This window comes from Carnobacterium sp., from assembly GCF_040274425.1.
The window spans coordinates 13,138-36,282 of sequence record NZ_JBEMBC010000005.1; the positions used below are offsets into that span (position 1 = coordinate 13,138).

Genomic DNA, 23,145 nt, shown 5'->3' on the forward strand with positions numbered 1-23,145 from the left:
TGTCTTGATCCCTTTTTGTTGTTTATTACATTTGATCGGGTGCTTGAACACCTAATAATCTTAGATCTTCCTTTAAAATGGTTGCAACAGATTGAACGAGTGCTAAACGAGCAGGTTTTTGAGCATCGTCAGCAAGTACTTTACTATTTGCATAATATTTATTGAACGCTTGAGCTAAATGAATAGCGTGTTTAGCGATAACTGAAGGTTCAAATTTTTCATAGGCACGTTGAACATCATCTGGGTAACTTTCTAGCAATTTGATAATTTCCCAGCTATAAGTATCATCTAAAGGATAGTCAACGGTTGTATCGATCCCAGCAATCCCTGATTTTCTTAAGATACTCATTGCACGAGCTCTTGTGTATTGAACGTAAGGACCTGTTTCTCCTTCAAAACGAACAACTTCTTCAATAGTAAAGTCAAAATTGTTTAAACGATCATTTTTTAAATCGTGGAAGACAACAGCACCAATACCAACTTGGTCAGCAATGATTTCTTTATTTGGCAAATCTGTATTTTTCTCTTCAATTTGTTCAAGTGCTGATGCAACAGCATCATCTAAAACTTCTTCAAGTAAAACGATTTTTCCTTTACGTGTAGACAATTTTTTACCGCCTTGTGTAATCAAACCAAATGGAATGTGGTGCATATCATCTGACCAGTCATAACCCATTTCTTTTAACACGGCTTTTAATTGTTTAAAGTGATTGCTTTGTTCATTACCAACTGCATAGAGAGACATTGCAAAATCATACGTGCGTTTACGATAGATAGCTGCAGCTAAATCACGCGTGATGTACAATGTTGCGCCATCAGATTTTTTGATCAATGCAGGATTTAAGTTGTATTTTTCTAAATCAACAATAGTAGCACCATCATTAACCGTTAACACATTTTTTTCTTCCAGTAATTCCATAACTTCTTGCATTTTGTCGTTATAGAAAGCTTCTCCATCAAAAGAATCAAAAGTAATGTTTAAACGTTCGTAGACATGATTAAACTCTTTAAGAGACTCTTCACGGAACCATTTCCATAATTTTTGAGCTTCTTGATCGCCATCTTCTAATTTTTTAAACCATTCGCGAGCTTCATCATCTAATTCGGGTTTTTCTTCTGCTTCTTCATGGAATTTTACATATAAGCGTAAAAGTTCGACAATTGGATCTTTTTTTACAGCTTCTTCACTGCCCCAAAGTTTATAACCAACGATCAATTTCCCAAATTGAGTTCCCCAGTCTCCAAGATGATTGATTTTAATAGGTTTAAAACCTACTTTTGTTAGAATATTTGCTAACGCATTTCCGATAACAGTCGAGCGTAGGTGGCCCATTGAAATGGGTTTGGCAATATTGGGTGATGACATATCAATAGGAACATTTCTGTTTCCACCAATCTCAGCATCTCCATAGTGAGGGCCTTTTTCAAGAATTTCTTTTAATACGGCCGCACTAACTTCCTTTTTATTTAAAAAGAAGTTTAGATAAGGTCCAACGACCTCAACTTTTTCAACAATAGGTGAATGAACCGTTCCTCCTAAATCAGTTGCAATTTGTTGTGGAGCTTTACGAAAAGCTTTTGCTAAAGCGAAGGCAGGGAACGCAATATCACCATGTTCTGCAGATTTTGGATTCTCTAATAAACTGACAATTTTTTCAATTGGTAATGCATCACCAATTTGCTCTTTTAAAGCTTGTGCAACACCTAATTTATAATCCATATTTTTTCCTCCTAGATGAACGTCTTTTGACGATCAAAATTTAGTATTTTAGACATAAAAAAAACGCCCAATTTTGATTCTATGCTAATCAAAAAAGAGACGAGGTTTTCCCGCGGTACCACTCTTGTTGCTTCGTCCAATGACGAAACCACTTGTTTTTAGATAACGGCAAACAAAACCGAATGAGCTGATGGATACAGGTAAACTGTATTTTAAACCAGCTTTATTCTCTCCGAAGTGCGGTTCCTGAAAGTTTACATTGTTGGCTTACACCGTCCCAACTCGCTTGAAATGTTTCTTAACAGTACTCTTTTCATCATAGAGCAGATATAGTTGAACTTTATTTATTATAGCAAATTGTTTAGGAGAATACCAATCTTTTTAGATAATAGAATTTTTATTCACCTTTTTGTAAAAATATCGTAAAATATAAGCGTATACATCAATTGTTTGGTATACTACAAAGGAAGAATCGTTAAATTAGAAGGAGGCCTTGCAGTATGAAAAAATCAAATCGACAATTAGCAATCAAACAAATCATCACAAATCACGACATTGCTACACAAGAAGAGTTGTTGCATTATCTCAAACAAGAAGGGGTTGAGGCTACACAAGCAACCATTTCTAGAGATATCAAAGAGATGCATTTAGTAAAAACAACATCATCCAATGGTAACGTTAAGTATACGATATTCCAAAACAATCGAATGTCTAATGAGGAAAAGCTACAATCTACATTAGGAGATGTTGTGATTCGATTGACTCAAGTACAGTTTACGAATGTATTAATGACTATACCGGGTAACGCACATGTGGTGGCAGCATTGTTAGATGCCATTGATTTTCCAGAAATGGTTGGTACTGTAGGCGGCAATGACACTTGTTTAATTATTTCAAAAGATGAAGAAGATGCTAAAAAAATGCATGAGTACTTAAAAAGATGGGTCGAAGCGTAATCTTTAAAATTTCATAGGGAGTGGATGGATTGTGAAGTCTGAATTTAATTTAGCTTCGTTACAAAATGGATCTGACATTCGTGGGATAGCTATAAAAACGTCAGATCATGAAGTAACCTTAACAAATGAAATAATTGAAAAAATAGCTTATGGGTATGCTGTATGGCTAAAAGAAGTAAAAAAATTAGCTATAGAAGATGACAAAAAGCCACTGACCGTTTCTGTAGGTCATGATAGCCGATTGTCAGCTGATCGGATCAAAGCAGTCTTCATAGAAGGACTGAACAATGCAGGAGTAAATGTGGTCGATGTAGGATTGTCTACTACGCCTGCGATGTTTATGTCTACGCAGTATGACTCTTATAACTGTGATAGTGCTGTTATGATAACCGCTAGCCACTTACCATTTGAATACAATGGATTGAAGTTTTTCACTAAAGATGGTGGGGCGGAACACGAAGATATCGACTTTATTTTGCAACAGGCAGACTGGGAAAACGTTACTTGGGAAAACAACCAAGGAAAAGTTTCAACGGCTCCATTGTTGAATGATTATGCGAAAGATTTGGTAAACAAAATTCGAATCGGAATCAATGATCAAGACCAGTATGAAAAACCGTTGACCGGTCGCCATATTATTGTAGATGCAGGAAATGGGGCAGGAGGTTTTTTTGCTGAAAAAGTATTGGTTCCATTAGGTGCGGATATCAAAGGCAGCCAATTTTTAGATCCAGATGGTCATTTTCCTAATCATATTCCGAATCCTGATAATAAAGAAGCGATGAAGAGTATCCAAGAAGCCGTTCTGCAACACAATGCAGATATGGGTGTTATTTTTGATACAGACGTAGATCGTTCAGCCTTAGTAGACCGTAAAGGCGACACGCTGAATCGAAACAATTTAATTGCTGTTATTTCAGCTATTTTGATAAACGAAAATCCTGGTACGACAATTGTGACCAGTTCGGCTACTTCAGAACACCTAAAATCGTTTATTACTTCTTTAGGGGGGAAACAAGACCGTTACATTACAGGATATCGGAATGTCATCAATCGTGCGATCCAATTGAATAAAGAAGGTGTAACAACCAGCTTGGCTATTGAAACAAGCGGACATGCAGCACTTGAAGAAAATTATTTTTTAGATGATGGCGCATACTTAGTTGCAAAAATATTAATGGCCGATGCAAATTTAAAAAAAGATGGAAAAGACTTCTCTGATTTAATCACAACTTTAAAACAACCTGTTGAAACAGATGAAGTACGGTTTAAAATTTTGCCAGAAGATATCCTTGCGACTGGTAAGAAGGTTATGGAAGACTTCAGTCGTTTTATTGAAAAAGAATCCGATTTGTCAATTGAACCTGCCAATTTAGAGGGTGTACGCGTAAACACCTCTGGACAATATGGTACTGGGTGGATGTTGTTGCGTATGAGTTTACATGAACCTTTACTGGTTTTGAATATCGAGAGCGATCAAGCTGGGTCCATTAAAAAGTTAAGAGAAAAAATAAAAGACTTTTTTTATGAACAAGTTGACTTAGATTCGTCTCGCTTGTAAATACCAGTCAAAATGGTTTAAACTTATTAATGTAAAAATGATAGCGAAGGAAGTGTAGTAAATGGGTGAACCGTTAGTAGAAAGTATTGAATTATACAATGGAGTCAAAATTCCTAAATTAGGTTTAGGATTATTTTTAATGAAAAATGAAGCTGAATTAGTGGATGCTGTTAAATATGCAGTCGAAGTCGGTTACCGTCATTTTGATACAGCTAAAATTTACGGCAATGAAGAATATTTAGCCCGTGGATTAAAAGAAGCAGGAATCAAAAGAGAAGAAGTCTTTATTACTTCTAAAGTATGGAATTACGATCAAGGTTATGAACAAACAAAAGTAGCATTTCAAGAAAGTCTAGATCGTCTAGACACAGATTATTTAGATTTGTATTTAATTCACTGGGCTGCTCCAAAATATGTTGAAACATGGAAAGCCATTGTTGAATTGTATGAAGAAGGAAAAATCAAAGCGATTGGAGTGTCTAACTTCCAAATCCATCACCTTGAGGAACTTAAAAATCAAGGATTGATGCAACCAATGATCAACCAAATTGAAACACATCCAGAATTCCCGCAAAACGAATTGCATGAATATATGAAAGCAAATGGCATTATTCATGAAGCATGGGGTCCTTTAGGACAAGGGAAATCTGACCTCTTAAACCATCCAATACTATTGGAGATCGGTCAAAAATATTTCAAGACTCCTGCACAAGTTATTATCCGTTGGCATTTAGAACGAGGAGAAGTTGTTATTCCAAAATCAGTTCATGACAATCGTATTTTAGAAAATAGTGATGTATTCAACTTTTCTTTAACAACAGAAGAGATGGAACAAATTAACTCATTAGAAACTGGAATAAGATATGGTAGTGATCCTGATGATCAAGAAAGATTGTTAGAAACATCCGTTAGACCAGTATAATAAAAAAATAGACGAAAGCAAATTCTGCTTTCGTCTATTTTTTTATCTATATTGATATGATTATTTAGGTGTACTCGGGTTCCAATACCAGCTAAAGCCGTCTTTTGCTAACAAGGCATCACTTTCTGTCGGACCCATAGAGCCACTTGGATAGCTTGGAAGATTCGTCTTATCTTGGTCCCATTCATTACGAATAACATCAACAAATTTCCAAGAAGAAGCTACTTCATCCCAGTGCGTAAAGTTCGTTGCGTCTCCATTTAAACAATCAAAAATCAGCTTTTCATAAGCTTCAGGGCTATTTGCAACTGTTTCAACTGAATGTATGTGTTTAAGGTCAAAGGTTTCTGTTTCTAAACCGATGCCAGCTTTTTTAGTATTTAATTGAAGAGAGAATCCTTCAGTTGGTTGAATGAAAATGGTCAATACATTCGGTGGCAATTCTTCTTCAACATCTTCACTAAACAAGTTTAAAGGAACATTTTTAAAGACAACATTGATTTGGGTGCCTTTTTCGGCCATTCGTTTACCCGTTCGAATATAGAAGGGAACGCCTTTCCAACGGAATGTATCAATCAACACTTTACCTGCGACAAACGTTTCGGTTTGAGAATCTTCTGCAACGTTCACTTCATTTTGGTACTTGTTCAATAAACTATCTTTATTAGTGCCAACATCGTATTGGGCACGAACAAAATTTTCTTTCACTTCTTCAGGATTGAAAAGGCGAACAGCTCGTAACGCTTTAATTTTTTCATTGCGAATGTCTATGTCTGTAAGTTTGGCAGGAGGCTCCATTGCCAGAAGAGAGACGATTTGCAAGATATGATTTTGTACCATATCTCTTAAAGCACCGCTTTTATCATAATAACCACCGCGTTCTTCAACCCCTAGAGATTCACTCAATGTAATTTGAATATTATCAATGTAGCGATTATTCCACATAGATTCAATCATGTTATTTGCAAAGCGTACAGTAGAAATATTTTGTACCATTTCTTTGCCAAGATAATGATCTATACGGAAAATTTGATTTTCATCGAATACTTCTCGGAGTTGTTCATTTAAAATAGAGGCACTCTCATAATCATGACCAAACGGTTTTTCAATAATCAAACGATTGAATCCATTAGTTGATACCAATCCTTGTTGGTTTAATTGTTGTGTGATCGTGCCAAAAAAGTTAGGAGACATAGCTAAATAAAATAAACGATTGCCATTAATCTGGTAACGGTCATCTAATTCTTCGGCTAATTTTTTTAAGTTAACGTAATGTTCTGCATCATTAACATTATGTGATTGATAGTAGAAGTGACTGGCAAACTCAGTTGCAGCTTCTTCGGAAATAACTAGGTCACTTATCGTTTCTTTGATAATTTCTCGATAATAATCATTCGTCCATTCTCTTCTAGCAGTTCCAATCACAGCAAAATGTTCTTTCAAAAATCCTTTTTTATATAAGCGATAAAGAGATGGATACAATTTTCTCTTTGCTAAATCTCCGGTTCCTCCAAAGATTGTAAATAAAACATTCTGTTCAGTTGTCATCTATCTTTATACCCCTCTTCTAGAACAAAGACGTTCATCTTTTCTAAAACTATTGTACTGGTTTCTGCTTTTAGAATCAATCATTCATTGATTCTTTCTTTTAAAAAGTAAGAGCTCTTATTACACATTTTAAGTTTGTGCAATTAACAGTATACAATAGTACACAAAGAATGACGAATTGCTAGTTTAAAAATGGTAGAAATTTTATCCTTAATTTAGTGCAATAATACACATTGTTGTACTAAATTAAGTTGTTGACAATGGCTTCAAAATTACTATAATAAAGGATGTTAATCAAAACTTACAATTAAATAAACCTATCGAATAGGGGAGTAGCTAACATATATCATGTGTTTAAATCAACTAGTCTGTGTTAGTAAAACACTGGTTTAAACTTAAAAAGCAAGACCTATGCGTAATTTATAAGATTGCGTATAGGGCTTGCTTTTTTTGCACTGTTGTAAACTATACATATGAACACGGAAGGAACGGAACAGAAAAATGGAAAACAAATTAACCATTAAACAAAAAAAGAGGTTATCAATTTCTGGCTTGTTAGTAACCTTAGGTGTTGTCTATGGAGATATTGGAACTTCTCCATTATACGTTATGAAAGCTTTAATAGAAGGTAATGGAGGGCTTGCTTCCGTTTCGGATGAGTTTATTTATGGGGCTTTATCTTTAGTGTTTTGGACACTTACGTTATTAACGACGATTAAATATGTAATGATCGCTCTAAGAGCTGACAACCATGGAGAAGGCGGTATTTTTTCGCTTTATGCTTTAATTAGAAAAAAAGCTATTTGGCTAATTATACCGGCCATTATAGGAGGGGCTGCCCTTTTAGCGGATGGGATCTTAACACCAGCGGTTACAGTTACGACCGCAATTGAAGGATTAAGAACGATTCCGGTTTATGTTGCAATTTTTGGAACTGGTCAACAAACAGTGATTATGATCACGCTTATTATTATTACTTTTTTATTCTTGATTCAGCGATTTGGAACGGAATTAATCGGCAAATTGTTTGGCCCGTTAATGTTTCTTTGGTTCTTTATGATTGGAACAATCGGATTAGTGAATGTATTGGGAAATTTGGATATTTTCCGTTCACTTTCACCTGCTTACGGGGTTAAATTTTTATTTAGTGAAAATAACAAGGCCGGATTCTTAATATTAGGAAGTGTATTCCTAGCAACCACCGGGGCGGAAGCTTTATATTCTGACTTAGGCCATGTGGGTCGTAAAAATATCTACTTAACTTGGCCATATGTTAAAATTTGTTTGTTACTAAGCTACCTTGGACAAGGTGCATGGCTTTTAAAAGTAAAAGATAATGAAAAATTTCAAGCAATAGAGGGTTTTAATCCTTTTTTTGAAATAATGCCTGATTGGTTCAAGATGATAGGGGTAGCTGCAGCAACTTTAGCAGCCATTATTGCTTCGCAAGCGTTAATATCAGGATCCTATACATTAGTTTCTGAAGCCATCAAGTTAAAATTATTGCCACGTTTGAAAACCATTTATCCATCAAGTTCTAAAGGTCAATTGTATATTCCAGTTGTCAATACTATTCTATGGTTATCTTGTTTAGGAGTTGTCTTATATTTCAGAAATTCGGAACACATGGAGTCAGCTTATGGTTTAGCCATTACGATTACAATGTTAATGACGACCATTCTTTTATTTAATTACTTACTTGCTAAAAATATCCCTAAGTTATTAGCAGGAATGGTGATTATCTTCTTCGGTGTCCTTGAACTTATATTTTTCATTTCAAGTGTTTCGAAATTCTTCCATGGGGGATTTGTAACCATTATTATTGCGGCCGTTATTTTAATGGTTATGGTCGTATGGCACAAAGCAAATAAAATTGAAAAAAACTTTGTAAAAGAAGTGAGGATTGAAGACTATAAAGAACATTTAAGAAATATAAAAGATGAAAAATCCATTCCACTTTATGCTACTAATCTGGTTTATCTAACTAGCAAAGAAACTTCTGGAATGATAGACAATGAAGTTATCTATTCTATATTTGATAAACAACCAAAACGGGCGGACGTTTATTGGTTTGTAAATGTTCTTGTAACGGATCAACCAAGAACTATGGAATACACTGTAGAAACATTTGATACGAATTTTATTGTTAAAGTTCAACTGCTTCTTGGCTTTAGAGTTCCGCAACAAGTGAGCACCTATTTAAGACAAGTAGTTATAGATCTCATGATGGATGGAACGATTGAAAAACAACCCCAACGTTGGTCCACTAATAAATTTAATCAAAATATTGGAGATTTTTGTTTTGTATTGGTCCGAGAAGAGTTATCAGTTGAAACGGAGCTTTCAAATAAAAGTCGGTTTATTATGTCAATAAAATTAGCAATCAAAAAAGTCTCTGTTTCTCCAATAAAATGGTTTGGGCTTGAATACACCGATGTAAAAATTGAACACGTACCTTTATTGCTTGGAAATCGTAAAAAAACAAAATTGAAACGAGTAAATGTAAAAAAATAAGGAAGCATGCAAACAAAAAAGCTTACGGAAGAAAGTAAAGTTCTACGTAAGCCTTTTTGTTTGCTTTCATATAAAAGAGGTTTTTGAAAGCAAAATATATTTAAGTAACGAATCCTTCGTATTTATGGTATAATACAAAAGATGCAAAAGAGTATCAAGAGAAATGAGGCGATAAAATGGAACATACCTTTGAAAAGTTTGGGTTACAACCCTTTTTAATTGACGCAATAAATGAAATTGGTTTTACAAAACCAACGGAAGTACAAGAAAAGCTTATACCAGCTATTAAAAGCGGGAAAAGTGTTATTGGTCAATCACAAACGGGTTCAGGAAAAACTCATACATTTTTACTTCCATTAATAAACAAAATTGATCCATCACGCAAAGAAGTGCAAGTGGTGATCACTTCTCCTAGTAGAGAATTAGCAGAACAAATTTATCAAGCAGCACTTCAATTAGTTGAAAAAGCTCCTACTAAAATTATTGTACAAAATTTCGTAGGTGGAACAGATAAAAAACGACAAATGGCTAAATTAGCTGGAGTTCAACCACATATTGTGATCGGAACACCTGGGAGAATTTTAGATTTAGTAACTGAAAAAGCTCTATTGATTTATACGTCTCCAGTCTTGGTTATTGACGAAGCAGACATGACTTTAGATATGGGATTTTTAACAGATGTTGATCAAATCGCAAGTAAATTACCTGAAAAGTTGCAAATGCTTGTTTTCTCAGCAACTATACCTATTAAATTACAACCGTTTTTGAAAAAATATATGTCTAATCCTTTATTTGAACAAATTCAACCTAAAGAAATTATTTCACCAACAATTGAAAACTGGCTTATTTCTACAAAAGGAAAAGATAGAATTGACGTTATTTATGAATTGTTGACGATTGGACAACCGTATTTGGTTATGATTTTTGCAAATACTAAAACTAAAGTTGATGAATTAGCAGATGGTCTTAAATCTAGAGGAATCAAAGTAGCTAAAATTCATGGAGATATTCCTCCACGTGAAAGAAAACGTGTCATGAAGCAAGTACAAAATCTTGAATATCAATTTGTCGTTGCGACTGATTTAGCTGCACGCGGTATTGACATTGAAGGTGTTTCGCATGTGATCAATGCTGAGATTCCAAGAGACCTTAGCTTCTTTATTCACCGTGTTGGTAGAACTGGAAGAAACAATCTTAAAGGGACAGCCATCACTTTGTATGCTCCAAGCGATGAAAACTTAATTGTAGATATTGAAAAATTAGGGATTCCTTTTGAACCAAAAATGATCCAAAAGGGTGAAATAGTTGATACGTATGATCGTAAACGTCGTACAACTCGTGAAAATACTGCTACTGATAAAATTGATCCTAAACTAAAAAGTATGATAAGTAAGACCAAGAAAAAAGTTAAACCAGGATACAAGAAAAAAATGTCTCGTGTCATCAAAGAGAGTGGCTTGAAACAACGTCGTGTTGAACGTCGTAGTCAAGCTAATGCTATCAAAAAAGCAAACAAGAAAAAATAATTGCAAAAAAGGAGTTGAGAATCATTCTCAACTCCTTTTTACTATCTTTTTTTAGGATAGAAGTTTCGTTTTAGGTAGTGCTCGAATGGCTAAATAATAGATGAATAAAGTTACAATTGTCTTAATTTCCAGTTGAAAAGCAGGTATTAAATTAAAACTATTTAATAGTGCGATGAATAGAGTTGGCAATGTAGAAGCAACTAGGACGATTTTCCAATTATCGCCAAATTTTAACTTTCTTCCGGTAAGGATAGAGAGGATGTTTGCAAATAAAGTGTATAGTAAAGTATACAAAAATGTAATAAAAAGAGTAGACAACCATACAAGAATAAAGGTAATAAGTGGCAAATTAATACCAAATGCTTGAACATTTAAAATAAGGTCAATAAATGTTTCACTTGTTAAGCCGTTTAGCTGAGTATATGGCAATTGAATAGGGTAATCTGGAAGAACAAAATAAAGGCTGTCTTCTAAAAAAGCAATTCCCAATAAGTTTGCAACTAGATCTTGTTCTACGTCTTCAATGGTTCTTTCTCCGTTTGGATCAAATGTAAAGATAATCGAATTCGTTTGATAAATATAACTCTTTACAGGCTCAGTTGTAACAAGTTGATTATTTTCTATTTTAAAAGGCGGGATACTTTCCGCAATAATTTGACCATCTCGACTAAAATTATTGATTATTTGATTGCTTTGTATCCAAATTGGAATAGTTGCGATAAAAGCGATAAACAAAAAATAAAGAAATACTTTTCCTTTTTTCAACGTGATAGCTTGTGCTAGCTTTTCTGGATGAAACAATGAATCTTTAACTAATTTTATGAGTTGAATAGTAATCTCTCCTGACTTGATCTAACAAATGAATTTTCTATTACGTACTAAATAATGCTTAATTTTATTGTAGCGGTTAAATTTAATAAACTCAATAGGCTACAGGTACTAAAAAGTAATTGTGTTATTTTTTTAAAATAACTATCTGAATACTTTGTGTTTTTTATTGAAAGGTGTTACATTTATTAGGGAAAGCTTAAAAAAAGATAAATGGAGGAATTGATTATGACATACGAATTACCAAACTTACCTTATGCATATGATGCATTAGAACCACATATCGATCAAGCAACTATGGAGTTTCATCATGATAAACATCATGCGACATATGTTGAAAAAACAAATGCTGCTCTTGAAAAATACCCAGAGTTAGCAGAAAAATCAATCGAAGAATTAGTAGCGGGTTTAAATTCAGTTCCTGAAGAAATCCGTACAGCTATCCGTAACAATGGTGGTGGACATGCTAACCATAGTTTCTTCTGGGAAATTCTTTCACCAAATGGTGGCGGAGAACCAACTGGAGCTTTAAAAGAAGATATTGAAGCAACTTTTGGAAGTTTTGATAAATTTAAAGAAGCAATCGAAACTGCTGGAGCTGGCCAATTTGGTTCAGGTTGGGCATGGTTAGTACTTAACAATGGTAAATTAGAAGTAACTTCAACAGCTAATCAAGATTCTCCATTAACAGATGGGAAAACAACACTTTTCGGAGTAGATGTTTGGGAACATGCATACTACTTAAACTACCAAAACAAACGCCCTGCTTATTTAAAAGCAGTTTGGAATGTTGTTAACTGGAATGAAGTAGCAAAACGTTACGAAGCAGCTAAATAAATTTTTGATTTAAAAAGACAAGCACTCATGTGTTTGTCTTTTTTTTTAAAAGAATCTTACGTTACGAAGTTTTGTAATCGTTTTCTTTTGTGGTAAAATTAAGGTGTGAAAATAGGAGCACCTTAATCAGTGAGGAGTGGTGAAATGAGTAAACGGTTCATCGGTGTCTATCCGTCTATAGAATCATTGATAGAAAAAATAAACAAACTTTTAGGAGAGGGACAAGACATCAACCAAATGACACTCGTTACAAATAAAGACAGAGAAGATGTTTTACATGAATTCCAAATGGCTGTTCCACTTTACGAAAATCGCCCAATTCTGTTAGAAAAGACAACTTGGCTAGTTCACCACACAGAAACTGATGATATTTTCTCGTTAGAAAAATATGGACTATCTATTAAAGAAGAGCAAGTCCAATATAATCAAGCAATGTCTGAATTAACGTATGTTTTGTTGCTAGGTGAGAATCCAGATAAGGATTATTGGTATCCAAAAAAACGCTTAGGCCAACCTATTACAGATATTGAAGGAAATAAAGAGTTTAATCATCAATCTGATTTTATCAACTCGGGGTCAGCGAATAGCGATATCAGCAGTCCACGGTATAATGGTACGTACAATAATCAACCATGGTTTTCACCGGATTCAGATGATGATACCACCAGACGATGAAAATTTTTTAATGCTTTTAAAAAAGTAATCTTTTATTAGAAAAAAGAGACCCTGTTCCGTTTTAGGAACGGGGTCTCTTTAATTTCTGGAAAAATAGGCATGCTTGTAGCCATGTAAAGGATTCAATGTGAATGACAAAACGTTAACGTTTCAACGATTGCGATTTTTTTGATACTTGAAAGTCTGAAGATAATTTTAAGATTATACAATTAAAACACCTAACATATTGGCGATAACCAGAGCTTGTCCAGCGTTTAGTTTGCATCCTTTTACTAAATCAATGGATACAGATAAGTTTTCAAATTCAGAATCGCTAAAATTTAATCCGTTGAGGTTAGTTTGCATAATAGACAGTTGATTTAATTGACACCTTACAAAATCTAGTTTTTTCCAAGTAACTTCAAAAAACTCACTTTCGACCAGTGAACAATCTTGGAAACGAACTTGCTTCATTGAAGCATAATTGAAAGAACTATAATTCCCGATACAATGATCAAACTGAGCGTCAACAATAGACGATTCAGCAAAGTTGGTGCCCAGAAATTTCGTATCTTTGAACGTCGTACGATGGAAGATAGCCCCAATCCATTCATTGTTACTAATGTTGCATCCTTCAAACGTAACATCTAAACATTCAAAACGAGTAAATTGGCAATGTTCAAAGGTCACATTAACGAAAGAAACATGTTGGAAGCAGATGTTTTCTAGCTGCTTATTGGACAGGGTACAGTCTCTAAATTGACAATTTGTGTAGTAAGCTTCATGATCGATTTCATCAAAATGCGAAGCTGTTAGATTGGCAGGTATTCTAGGTTGAGCTATTTTTATTGATGCATTCATTGGTTTCCACCTTTAAGATTTTTTTTAAAGAAAAGACTTGTTACAAAAAGTAGCATTGTCGAAATGAGCGTTAAAATAGTTCCTTCAAAAAATAAGGGTGTCGTATAATTAAATTCAACAACGTGTTTACCTTCAGCGATAGGAATAACTAATAAACTGTCTAAAGCTTTCTTTGTTTGGATAGGAATACCATCAACTTTAACAGACCAGCCTTCACTATACGGAATAGTAGTCATTAAGACTTTCTGGTCTTGTTGAATGTCTACAGTGCCTTTAAAAGACGTGTTGCTATATTCTTCGATGGCTATGCCACCAGCTTTTAAAGATTGGATAGCTGACTCAAATGCGGTTGAATTTAAACGATACAGTTGAAAGTCTTTTAAGCGTATCGTAGATTCTTCTAATTCAATTTTAAACGTGAGCGTATCTCCTTTATTTTGACTGGCAATATTTAAAACTAATTGATCTCTATATGTCTCATATTGAGTGAACGGTTCTCCATTTAAAAATAAGTTAACGTCTTCTTCTTTAATATTTGGGCTAAGCGTTAAATAGAAGGAGTCATTCGTTTCCGGTGTAAATTGAAAACTCACGGATGCATCGTTATTCAAAACTTGTTTCCGGTAAATCTTCTCGTTAAGAGCATCAGAAAGGGTCACATTTTGGTATACGGTACTATCAAAATCGCTAGGCACAAAGAACTGCTCTGTGACACGATTATCGGTCAAAGCTTGTAAAATTGCTTCTTGTAACTGAATCGGCTGATCCTCTACTAAAGAAACAGCTAGGATAGAGTCAGAACTTCCAAAAGCAATTGGTAAGGCATTGGGATTTTCGTAAATAAACGTCTTATCAGTTTCGCCAATTTGTGTATAAGAGCGTAAATCAGGTTTTGTCTGCATGGCATTTAGTTTAAATTCCTCTTTTTTAGTATCTGAAACAGAAGGAATCAGTAAAGAATCTATTAATGAAGGTACTTGTTGGGTCCGACTAAAAGAATCTTTTAATCGAGTACTTTTGACGCCTAAAGGTTGGTTGGTTTCTGCAAGATAAAGATCATTTTTTTCGCTCATGTAATATTGAATATTAAATAAAGCATCAGTTACCAGCGTTCCGTTAGAATAGGCAAGAAAACCATCTCCTACAGGAAAACCAAGACTACCAAATAAGGCAGGTATTGTTCGCTCAAAAGTTGAACTGAAATGAGTTACACTCGGATAGTCAGCTTGAAAGCTATCATTTTTTGTTCGTAAAAATGTTTTTTCGACTCGATAAAAATTATCATCCATATCTTGTATGGCATCAATACTATCATCCAGCCCGGTTTGGTAAACCGTAAAGCTGTCTTGATCGACATAACTCAAACGAGATAAGTCTATTTGGGCATTTACACCCATTTCTACTGCGGTGAGAAGAAAGAGTGCAGCAGGTAGCCAAGTGTATTGTTGTGGTTTGATAATGAAGAAAAAGATAACCATACAGGTAAAAAGAACCGTTAAAATAATTTGTTCTGTATAAATAAAATCAAACTCACCATTATAGACGTAAAAGCTTACTAAGGCTGTTAATAGCATGCTGACAAGTGTACTAATAGGCCGCATGCCTTCATAGTGCATAAAACTTCTAAATCCATTGATTAACATAAAGAAGCAAACCACAAACGAAAAGCGATAAGGGTACCAGATAGGGTACTGCATAGCATGCCAGATTTTGTTGAAAGCTTCTAAATTCATAGAAACAACAAATAGAAACATCATTACTAAGGCGGTCAATCGTTCTTTTTTTGAAAAGTAACGGTTAAAGAAATAACAAAAGAATGAGACAAGCGCTAAGCTGCCAATAAATAAATTAGGATAACCAGAAGGCATTTGATCAAAATTAAAAGCGCCAATAAATAATTTGGATAACATTTCTGGAAACGGATAGGCTAATTCCCAGTCAAATTCAAATTTCGTGTAGCTGGCTTTACTTTCCATAAGAGAATGGAAAGTTGGTAGCAGTAAAATCCCTGCTAATCCTGCTCCTAATAGAGAATGCCAAATGAACAATCCAATCGAAGTGAGCGTGTCTGTAAACTTGATTTTCCATCGAGTTCCATTTGGATAAGAAACACCAGTCAAACGAAAAATGAAATAACATACTAGAAAGAGACAGATCATATAAGCAATGTAATAATTTGCAAATAACATAAGACCAAGAAAAAGAGAGTAAAATAATCCCTTTTTTTCAGCTATCAATTGTTCAAGTCCCATCACAATAAGCGGCAGAAAAATGAGACCATCTAGCCACATAATGTTTAATTGGTTAACAATCGTATACCCCATCAAAGCGTAACTAATTGAAAAAGCGGCTAAGATAAAGTCCGTTCCGCCGAAGGATTTCTTTAATAAATAACCAAAACTTAACCCTGCTAAACTAATTTTTAAAAGAGTCAAGCAAGTCACTGCTAACGTGATTTGAGTATGCGGAAAGAGTAAAAATAATAAATTAAAAGGGCTGGTCAAGTAATAGGCCCATAACCCTACCATATCTCCACCGATAGCTTTAGAAAAAGAATAAAAGAATGTAGTTGGATCATCAAAAAAGGTTTGTCGATAATACGAATAAAAATCAATGTATTGTTGACCTAAGTCGACTGTTAGTAGAGAATCATTTCCAAAAGGATAAACGCCTTGAAAAATGTAAATGAGCGACATCGTAAAGAAAGGAACAAAAAAAGCTAACAACAAGGGCCATTGTTTTTGAATAAAGGTCTGCATTGTTTTTTGCATAAGTTTCAACTCCAATAACGAACTAGTAATTCTTCCAAGTACTAGAATAGCATAGAATGAGATGAAATAATTAAAGTTTTCTTTAATCAGTAGTTAATTCAAAACAAATTTGATACAATGAGACAAGTAATTTGAACAGGAAGGTGTCTTTTTTGAAAACAACTAAAAACAATAATAAGAAGAAAAAATCGCATATTCCTTTTCGGTTGAATTTTTTATTCTTCACGGTATTTTTGCTGTTTGCTATGTTGATCCTTAGATTGGGTTATTTGCAAATTGTTAAGGGTGAAGAATTTGAAACAGAAGTTCAGCGAACTGAGACTACTTTAGCAACTGGAACCGTTCCTCGAGGTGAAATTTACGATAGTCAGCACCGTAAATTAGTCGGAAATGAAGCTCTTCAAGCGATTACTTATACTAGAGGTAAAGGTGTTTCTAGTGAAGATATGGCAAAAATCGCTGTGAATTTAGCGCAATACATCGAAATGCCGAATGTTACGGAATTTGAACAAGATAGTGATTTTGATTTGTCAAAACGAGACTTAAAAGATTTTTGGATCGCTCTGGATGAAAAAAAAGTGAATAAACGCATTAGTGAAGAACAGAAGAAATCTTTAAGTGGAGCAGAACTTTATCAACTTCAAGTAGATAGTGTGACAGATGAGGATATTCAATTCACAGAGGAAGAACAAGAAGCGGCAGCTATTTTTAAACGAATGAATGGCGGTTACGCTTTATCAACGATCAACATTAAAAGTGAAAATGTGACGAATGACGAAATCGCAAAAGTAAGTGAAAATCTTTTGTCATTACCAGGAATCGATACCGGTACGGATTGGGTCAGAACATATCCAGAAGGTAACATGCTTAGGAGTATCCTTGGAGATGTTACAAGCGAATCTGAAGGTCTTCCAGAGAACAAGGCTGCGACTTATTTAGCCCAAGGATATGCACGCAATGACCGCGTTGGGAAAAGTTACCTTGAGTTGGAATATGAAGAAGTGTTAAGCGGATCAAAATCAAAATCCGAAACTGAATCGAATCAAAATGGAGATATCGTCAATACGATCCAAAGTTATGCGGGTGAAAAAGGCGATAATCTTGTTTTAACAACTGACATGGATTTTCAAAAAATTGTTCAAGATATTGCTAAGCAATCTGTAGCTACTGAAAGCGAAGGGCTGAATAACAGTATATATGTTGTGGCAGCTGATCCAAACAATGGTGAAATTTTAGCGATGACTGGTCAAAAACGGAATGCAAAAACTGGTGAAATTGAGGATGCTACATTAGATATTATTAATTCGAGTTTTCAAATGGGTTCAGTAGTCAAACCGGCAACTGTACTGGCTGGATACATGGATGGAGCTATCACCCTGGCAGATAACACGTTAATTGATGAACCTTTAATGATTAGAGGTAGTAACACTATTAGTTCAGTTTTTAATCGTTCTGGCAGTGTCGCAGTAAATGATATTTCAGCACTGGAACGTTCTTCAAATGTTTATATGTCAAAAATTGCCCTGCGGATGGGCGGAGAGTACGATTACTATAGAAATATGGCGTTAGATATTGATTACAGAGCAGTTATAAAAAAATTGAGGAGTTATTATGCTCAGTTTGGATTAGGTATAAAAACGGGAATTGACTTGCCAGGTGAGGGTTCTGGATTCATAGGAACTGCAGAAAATCCAGGTTTAGCCTTAACATTTGCATTTGGACAGTACGATACGTATACTCCAATCCAAATGCTGCAATACGTTTCAACGATTGCAAATGGTGGAAAACGGATTGCCCCTCGTTTAATAGACGAAATTAGAGAGACGGATGCAAATGGAAATATGGGCGCTATTCAAACGCAATTAGAAACAGAAGTTTTGAATATTGTTGACGTTGGTGAAGAGGAAATGAATCGTGTCCAACAAGGGATGTATCAAGTGACAAATGGGGCTAACGGTTCAGCAACAAGTTACTTTGCGGGTACTGAATATACAGTTGCCGGTAAAACCGGAACTGCTGAAGCATTTTATGATGGAGTTGTTGAAGGTAGAAAAGGGGAAAGTGTAACAAACCGAACATTTGTCGGATATGCTCCTTATGATAATCCTGAAATAGCGGTATTTGTTATTGTTCCTTATCTGCCGAACACTAATAGCAATCATGAAAATACAATTGTTGCTCGAAAAGTTTTTGATGCTTACTTCCAAGTTGGCGATTATAAAGACCTTTCGGGAGAAATTGCTGAAGATCATGATGAAGACACTGAAGAATAAGAGGTTAAAATAAAAAGATGTCACCAGATTTTCTGGTGATGTCTTTTTATTTTACAAAAATCAGAAATGTACCTAATAATTGTAGATTCAAATGCTGGTTTTTCCTAATTCGGCAAGATACATTGCTAAATCATTAAATTATTAAGTTTATTTTACAAAGTATTTTTTTTAACTAAGGTATGTTAAACTTGAATTTGAGATTAAAAAGAAGAGGTGAATTTGATGGACTTATGGATAATTGTGATTATCTTATTAGTCATTGCGGTTGCATTAATTGGCTGGTCATTTTATAAAAAAGATAATGGCGAGAAAATTAAAGAAGAATTTGAAGAATTGTCTCTGCAATTGCTACAAGACATTTATAGTTTGAAAAAACGTGTTTCAATTTTAGAAGAAGAATTAAATATTCAAGTAACAGAAACGCCAACTTCAGCTAAGATTCATGATGTTTTGAAGAAACATGTAGTCAGTTTATACACACAAGGTGTAGCAGTGAAAGACATTGTTATGCAAACACGTTTATCTGAAGCAACTGTAAAAGTTGTTATCGATGAGTATGTTAAAAATAATTAATCCCTAATAAAGGAGAATAATAACATGAGTAAACCGGCATTACGTTACTTAGCATTAGGATTTTTAGTTTCTGCTATTGTTCTTGCAGGATATAGACTTTTCCTTTATGATGTTCAACCTATCGCCTCTGAAAATGAGAAGACTGAAGAAGCTGTCCCCACTAAAGAAGAAATATCCTATCAAGAAAAGTATGAAGCTTTGCTAGCTGATAGGGAAGTTGCTGATTTAGAAAAAGAAACGGCAACAAGTGAATCTGCTGTTGTCAACGAAGAAGCAACAAGCGAATCAGTGGAGAGTGCCGAATCGGAATCTTCTGAACCTAGTGAGAAAAAAATCACGGTTATTATTAATGATGGAGATCCAAGCAGTGTTGCTAGTCAGCAACTACAAGAGCAAGGATTAATTGAAGATGCTTTTGACTTTGATGGATTCTTAGAGGAGAATAGTTATGCTGCGCTTATTCGTCCTGGTTCTTATGAAGTATCAAGTGAAATGGATTATAATGAATTAGCTAGTGTATTGATGGATAATAATTAGGTTGGAATAAGGGGCGTAAAGTAAAAAAACTTTACAACCTCTAAAAAAATACTAGCATGTTTATACAAAAAGTGATATGATATTTAAGTCAGAAGACAACAACTATGTCTTCAAATACTGTTTAATGCTTGGAGGGAAAATCATGCGTGTAAACATCACATTGGAATGTACAGAATGTAAAGAACGTAATTACATCTCAAAGAAAAACAAACGTAACAGTCCGGACCGTGTTGAATTCAAAAAATACTGCCCGCGCGAACGTGTTGTAACTTTACATCGTGAAACAAAATAACATTTTTGTTATTTCAATTCGCAAAAAAATGAGATTTATATAGATAAAGCTGAAAGAAATTCTTTCAGCTTTTTTATATGGAGAAAATTAATTTGAAAGCATAGCATTAGGTTCAATGACTTCTATTTGCTATACTAAAAGCAATAAATGAAAAGGTGGTTTTGAGGATGGATAAAAGTGAAGTGCATTTAAGTAATGGAACGAATGTGATCTTTGATAGCTCTGCTGAACAATTGCTAAATAAAGTAACAGATGAAGATGGAGAATTGTTAGAAAGTTTTGTTTTGTTAGAAGATGAAAAAGGCGTTTCGTACTATTTAAATCCAGGCCAAATCGTTACCATTTCAATTCTTAAATCCGATTCAACTTCAAAAACAGATACGAATAAAGAAAATTTGGGTTCTGAAGATAATCATACGAAAGAAAACTTAGACGCTATCAGCAACTTAAGCAAAGACATTGGAAATATGGAATAAGCTCATCTGCTGATGTGTTTATTGATGAAGTACTGCTGAAATTTGGTTGACCACCTAAATTTCAGCAGTATTTTTATATGTCTATTTTTATAGCAAGAACTTAAGTATTGTTGTTAAGAATAAGCAGCTTTATGCTATAATAAATAGTAGAGGTTATTTGATAAGTTTGATGGTTAACTGATTCATTTAGTAATAGATTGGAGTTGATAGTTTGGAATACAACACCCAAATGAAATTAAAGCGTTTTTTTAGAAAACCAGTCGTAACCTATGCTTTTTTGATAATTCAAATTTTGGCATTTGTTTTAATGACTCTAGATGGTGGAAGCACCAATGTTGCTACATTAGTAAAATATGGAGCAAAGTTTAACCCGTATATTGTTTTAGGAGAATGGTGGAGATTGATTACACCGATGTTCTTGCATATCGGATTTATTCATTTATTAATGAATTCAGTAATTCTGTATTATTTAGGGGAACAATTAGAAGGTATGTTTGGCCATTTACGATTTGCTGGCATCTACTTACTTAGCGGTATAGCTGGAAATCTTGCAAGTTTTGCGTTTAGTGACGCTTTGTCTGCCGGTGCTAGTACAGCTTTATTCGGCCTATTTGGATCGACGATTATGCTTGGACAGACGTTTAAACACAATCCTGCAATCCAACAGATGGCAAAAAGTTTTGGTACGTTGATCATTATCAATATTGTATTTGGAATATTTAGTTCCTCTATTGATATGGCCGGGCATCTAGGGGGCTTGTTAGGCGGGTTCTTACTTGCCACAGCAATCAGTGTGCCTAATCCATTAAAAACATGGAGAAATAAGCGTTTGATTTATGGCGGCCTTTTTCTCTTAATGGTTATTGTTTTAGCCTATATAGGATACCTTAATACCGCTGTCCCTCTATTTGGACTTTAGGGAGTGAAGTAATGAGAACATTATATAATGTACAACAATTATTGAAACGCTTTGGTATTTATGTGTATATCGGAAAACGAATTTGGGATATTGAATTAATGATGGTTGAATTAAAAAAATTGCACGAAAATGGGCTGATAGAAAATGATGAATATTTGCCTGCGTTACTGATCTTAAAACAAGAGCATCGTAAAGAAGAAGAACAATCAAAAGAATAATAAGTTGAATGTGGAGGAAGAAGTATTATGACAAAAAAAATCATTGGAATCGATTTAGGTGGAACAACTGTAAAATTTGCAATTCTAACAAGTGAAGGGGATATTCAACAAAAATGGAGTCTTGTAACAGACGCAACGGAAAATGGATCACGAATTGTTCCAGCAATTGTTGAATCGATCAATGAGCAGCTTGAAAAATATCAATTAACTCCAAATGACTTCATTGGTATTGGAATGGGATCGCCAGGAACGGTCGATCGTAAAGTCGGAACTGTTATTGGTGCGTACAACTTGAATTGGAAAACAAGCCAACCAGTTAAAAAATTAATCGAAGAGGGCACAGGAATTTCTTTTGCTATTGATAATGATGCAAATGTAGCGGCTCTTGGAGAACGCTGGAAGGGTGCTGGAGCAAATGAAGAAGATGTTGTCTTTATCACTTTAGGAACCGGTGTTGGTGGTGGAATTATTGCTGGTGGCCGTTTGATTCATGGTGTTGCTGGTGCAGCAGGAGAACTTGGACACATTACAGTTGATCCAGAGGGGCATGATTGTACATGTGGAAAGAAAGGTTGTCTGGAAACTGTAGCAAGTGCTACAGGAGTTGTACGTTTAGCTAGAGATTTTTCAGAAGATTACGCTGGCGAATCACAGTTGAAATATAATATTGACGACGGTCAATTAATAACAGCCAAAGATGTTTTTGATCTTGCAAAAGAAAATGACAAATTAGCTGTTCGAGTGGTAGAAAAAGTAGCTTACTTTTTAGGTTTAGCATGTGCGAGTGTTGCAAATACGTTAAATCCATCTACCATTGTAATTGGTGGAGGCGTTTCTAATGCTGGAGTATTTTTAATTGATCAAATCAAAACCTATTTTGATAAATTTACTTATCCAACTATTCGTGAAACGACAAAAATTAGATTAGCTGAATTAGGAAACAATGCAGGAGTAGTTGGAGCCAGTTCATTAATCAAAGAACATTTAAATGGAACTCTTTGATTTAAGCATCCTTTTAGCTATTAAAAAGTAAGGCTATACTGAATAAAAAAGATGACTTCGGTAATTTACTGAAGCCATCTTTTTTATTCATCTAGAAGTGTGTTTTTGTATGGGGATACATTCATTGACGCTGTTATATAAAGGGTAATGAGTGTTT

20 protein-coding genes and 1 other annotated feature are annotated in these 23,145 nt (G+C 34.6%); of the genes, 15 read left to right on the top strand and 5 right to left on the bottom strand.

The features are described 5' to 3' along the window. Positions 1–25: 25 nt before the first annotated feature. On the bottom strand, positions 26–1,720 hold the full coding sequence (argS, locus tag ABS911_RS01780; RefSeq protein ID WP_350466013.1) for an arginine--tRNA ligase: 1,695 nt from the start codon (positions 1,718–1,720) through the stop codon (positions 26–28). Positions 1,721–1,812: 92 nt separating this feature from the next. Next, positions 1,813–2,049 (bottom strand) — a binding site (T-box leader). 171 nt (positions 2,050–2,220) lie between these two features. Between argS and argR the strand changes: the two genes are divergently transcribed. The 3 genes from argR (at position 2,221) to ABS911_RS01795 (ending at position 5,159) form a co-directional block, all read left to right on the top strand. Beyond that, entirely contained in the window at positions 2,221–2,676 is a 456-nt protein-coding gene (gene argR, locus ABS911_RS01785; protein ID WP_035023287.1) for an arginine repressor, read from the top strand. A 31-nt stretch (positions 2,677–2,707) separates the two neighbouring features. Beyond that, positions 2,708–4,237: a phosphohexomutase domain-containing protein gene (locus ABS911_RS01790; RefSeq protein WP_350466014.1), complete on the top strand. Its 1,530-nt coding sequence runs from the start codon at positions 2,708–2,710 to the stop codon at positions 4,235–4,237. Between the two features lie 61 nt (positions 4,238–4,298). Beyond that, a complete protein-coding gene (locus tag ABS911_RS01795; RefSeq protein ID WP_350466015.1) occupies positions 4,299–5,159 on the top strand; it encodes an aldo/keto reductase in 861 nt (286 codons plus the stop codon). A gap of 60 nt (positions 5,160–5,219) precedes the next feature. On the opposite strand, the gene zwf is transcribed toward ABS911_RS01795, so the two are convergent. Then, positions 5,220–6,707, bottom strand: coding sequence for a glucose-6-phosphate dehydrogenase (zwf, locus tag ABS911_RS01800; RefSeq protein WP_350466016.1), 1,488 nt, complete (start codon positions 6,705–6,707; stop codon positions 5,220–5,222). 501 nt (positions 6,708–7,208) lie between these two features. On the opposite strand from zwf, the gene ABS911_RS01805 reads away from it, so the two are divergent. Both ABS911_RS01805 and ABS911_RS01810 read left to right on the top strand, forming a co-directional pair. Beyond that, positions 7,209–9,221, top strand: coding sequence for a KUP/HAK/KT family potassium transporter (locus ABS911_RS01805; RefSeq protein ID WP_350466017.1), 2,013 nt, complete (start codon positions 7,209–7,211; stop codon positions 9,219–9,221). Between the two features lie 176 nt (positions 9,222–9,397). Further along, positions 9,398–10,747, top strand: coding sequence for a DEAD/DEAH box helicase (locus ABS911_RS01810; RefSeq protein WP_350466018.1), 1,350 nt, complete (start codon positions 9,398–9,400; stop codon positions 10,745–10,747). Positions 10,748–10,798: 51 nt separating this feature from the next. Here ABS911_RS01810 and ABS911_RS01815 read toward each other — a convergent pair whose 3' ends face one another. Then, positions 10,799–11,548 (bottom strand): DUF1189 domain-containing protein, encoded by a 750-nt coding sequence (locus ABS911_RS01815; protein ID WP_502880487.1) that lies wholly within the window; start codon positions 11,546–11,548, stop codon positions 10,799–10,801. 255 nt (positions 11,549–11,803) lie between these two features. On the opposite strand from ABS911_RS01815, the gene ABS911_RS01820 reads away from it, so the two are divergent. Next, the gene (locus ABS911_RS01820; RefSeq protein ID WP_350466019.1) at positions 11,804–12,412 is read left to right on the top strand and encodes a superoxide dismutase; all 609 of its coding nucleotides are present in this window, start codon (positions 11,804–11,806) and stop codon (positions 12,410–12,412) included. A gap of 144 nt (positions 12,413–12,556) precedes the next feature. Next, complete coding sequence (locus ABS911_RS01825; protein ID WP_350466020.1) at positions 12,557–13,087, top strand: hypothetical protein; 531 nt, start codon at positions 12,557–12,559, stop codon at positions 13,085–13,087. A gap of 201 nt (positions 13,088–13,288) precedes the next feature. Here the strand turns inward: ABS911_RS01825 and ABS911_RS01830 are convergent, their stop codons facing one another. Beyond that, positions 13,289–13,927, bottom strand: a complete 639-nt coding sequence (locus tag ABS911_RS01830; RefSeq protein WP_350466021.1) for a pentapeptide repeat-containing protein — start codon at positions 13,925–13,927, stop codon at positions 13,289–13,291. After that, a complete protein-coding gene (locus ABS911_RS01835) occupies positions 13,924–16,698 on the bottom strand; it encodes a YfhO family protein (RefSeq protein ID WP_350466022.1) in 2,775 nt (924 codons plus the stop codon). The genes ABS911_RS01830 and ABS911_RS01835 overlap by 4 nt, the downstream gene beginning before the upstream one ends. Positions 16,699–16,850: 152 nt before the next feature. Between ABS911_RS01835 and ABS911_RS01840 the strand changes: the two genes are divergently transcribed. From ABS911_RS01840 to ABS911_RS01875, 8 genes are all read left to right on the top strand, one after another. Continuing rightward, positions 16,851–18,971, top strand: coding sequence for a peptidoglycan D,D-transpeptidase FtsI family protein (locus tag ABS911_RS01840; protein ID WP_350466023.1), 2,121 nt, complete (start codon positions 16,851–16,853; stop codon positions 18,969–18,971). Between the two features lie 222 nt (positions 18,972–19,193). Then, complete coding sequence (locus ABS911_RS01845; protein ID WP_350466024.1) at positions 19,194–19,544, top strand: hypothetical protein; 351 nt, start codon at positions 19,194–19,196, stop codon at positions 19,542–19,544. Between the two features lie 24 nt (positions 19,545–19,568). Beyond that, positions 19,569–20,081: a hypothetical protein gene (locus ABS911_RS01850; RefSeq protein ID WP_350466025.1), complete on the top strand. Its 513-nt coding sequence runs from the start codon at positions 19,569–19,571 to the stop codon at positions 20,079–20,081. Positions 20,082–20,223: 142 nt separating this feature from the next. Further along, a complete protein-coding gene (gene rpmG, locus ABS911_RS01855; protein WP_007724164.1) occupies positions 20,224–20,373 on the top strand; it encodes a 50S ribosomal protein L33 in 150 nt (49 codons plus the stop codon). Between the two features lie 167 nt (positions 20,374–20,540). Beyond that, positions 20,541–20,849, top strand: coding sequence for a hypothetical protein (locus ABS911_RS01860; protein WP_350466026.1), 309 nt, complete (start codon positions 20,541–20,543; stop codon positions 20,847–20,849). Positions 20,850–21,078: 229 nt separating this feature from the next. Further along, complete coding sequence (locus tag ABS911_RS01865) at positions 21,079–21,768, top strand: rhomboid family intramembrane serine protease (RefSeq protein ID WP_502880488.1); 690 nt, start codon at positions 21,079–21,081, stop codon at positions 21,766–21,768. A gap of 11 nt (positions 21,769–21,779) precedes the next feature. Then, positions 21,780–21,986: a YqgQ family protein gene (locus tag ABS911_RS01870; protein WP_350466028.1), complete on the top strand. Its 207-nt coding sequence runs from the start codon at positions 21,780–21,782 to the stop codon at positions 21,984–21,986. Positions 21,987–22,013: 27 nt separating this feature from the next. Next, positions 22,014–22,988 carry an ROK family glucokinase gene (locus ABS911_RS01875; protein ID WP_350466029.1) on the top strand — a complete coding sequence of 325 codons (975 nt, stop codon included), beginning with the start codon at positions 22,014–22,016 and terminating at the stop codon, positions 22,986–22,988. The last annotated feature ends 157 nt before the right edge of the window (positions 22,989–23,145 follow it).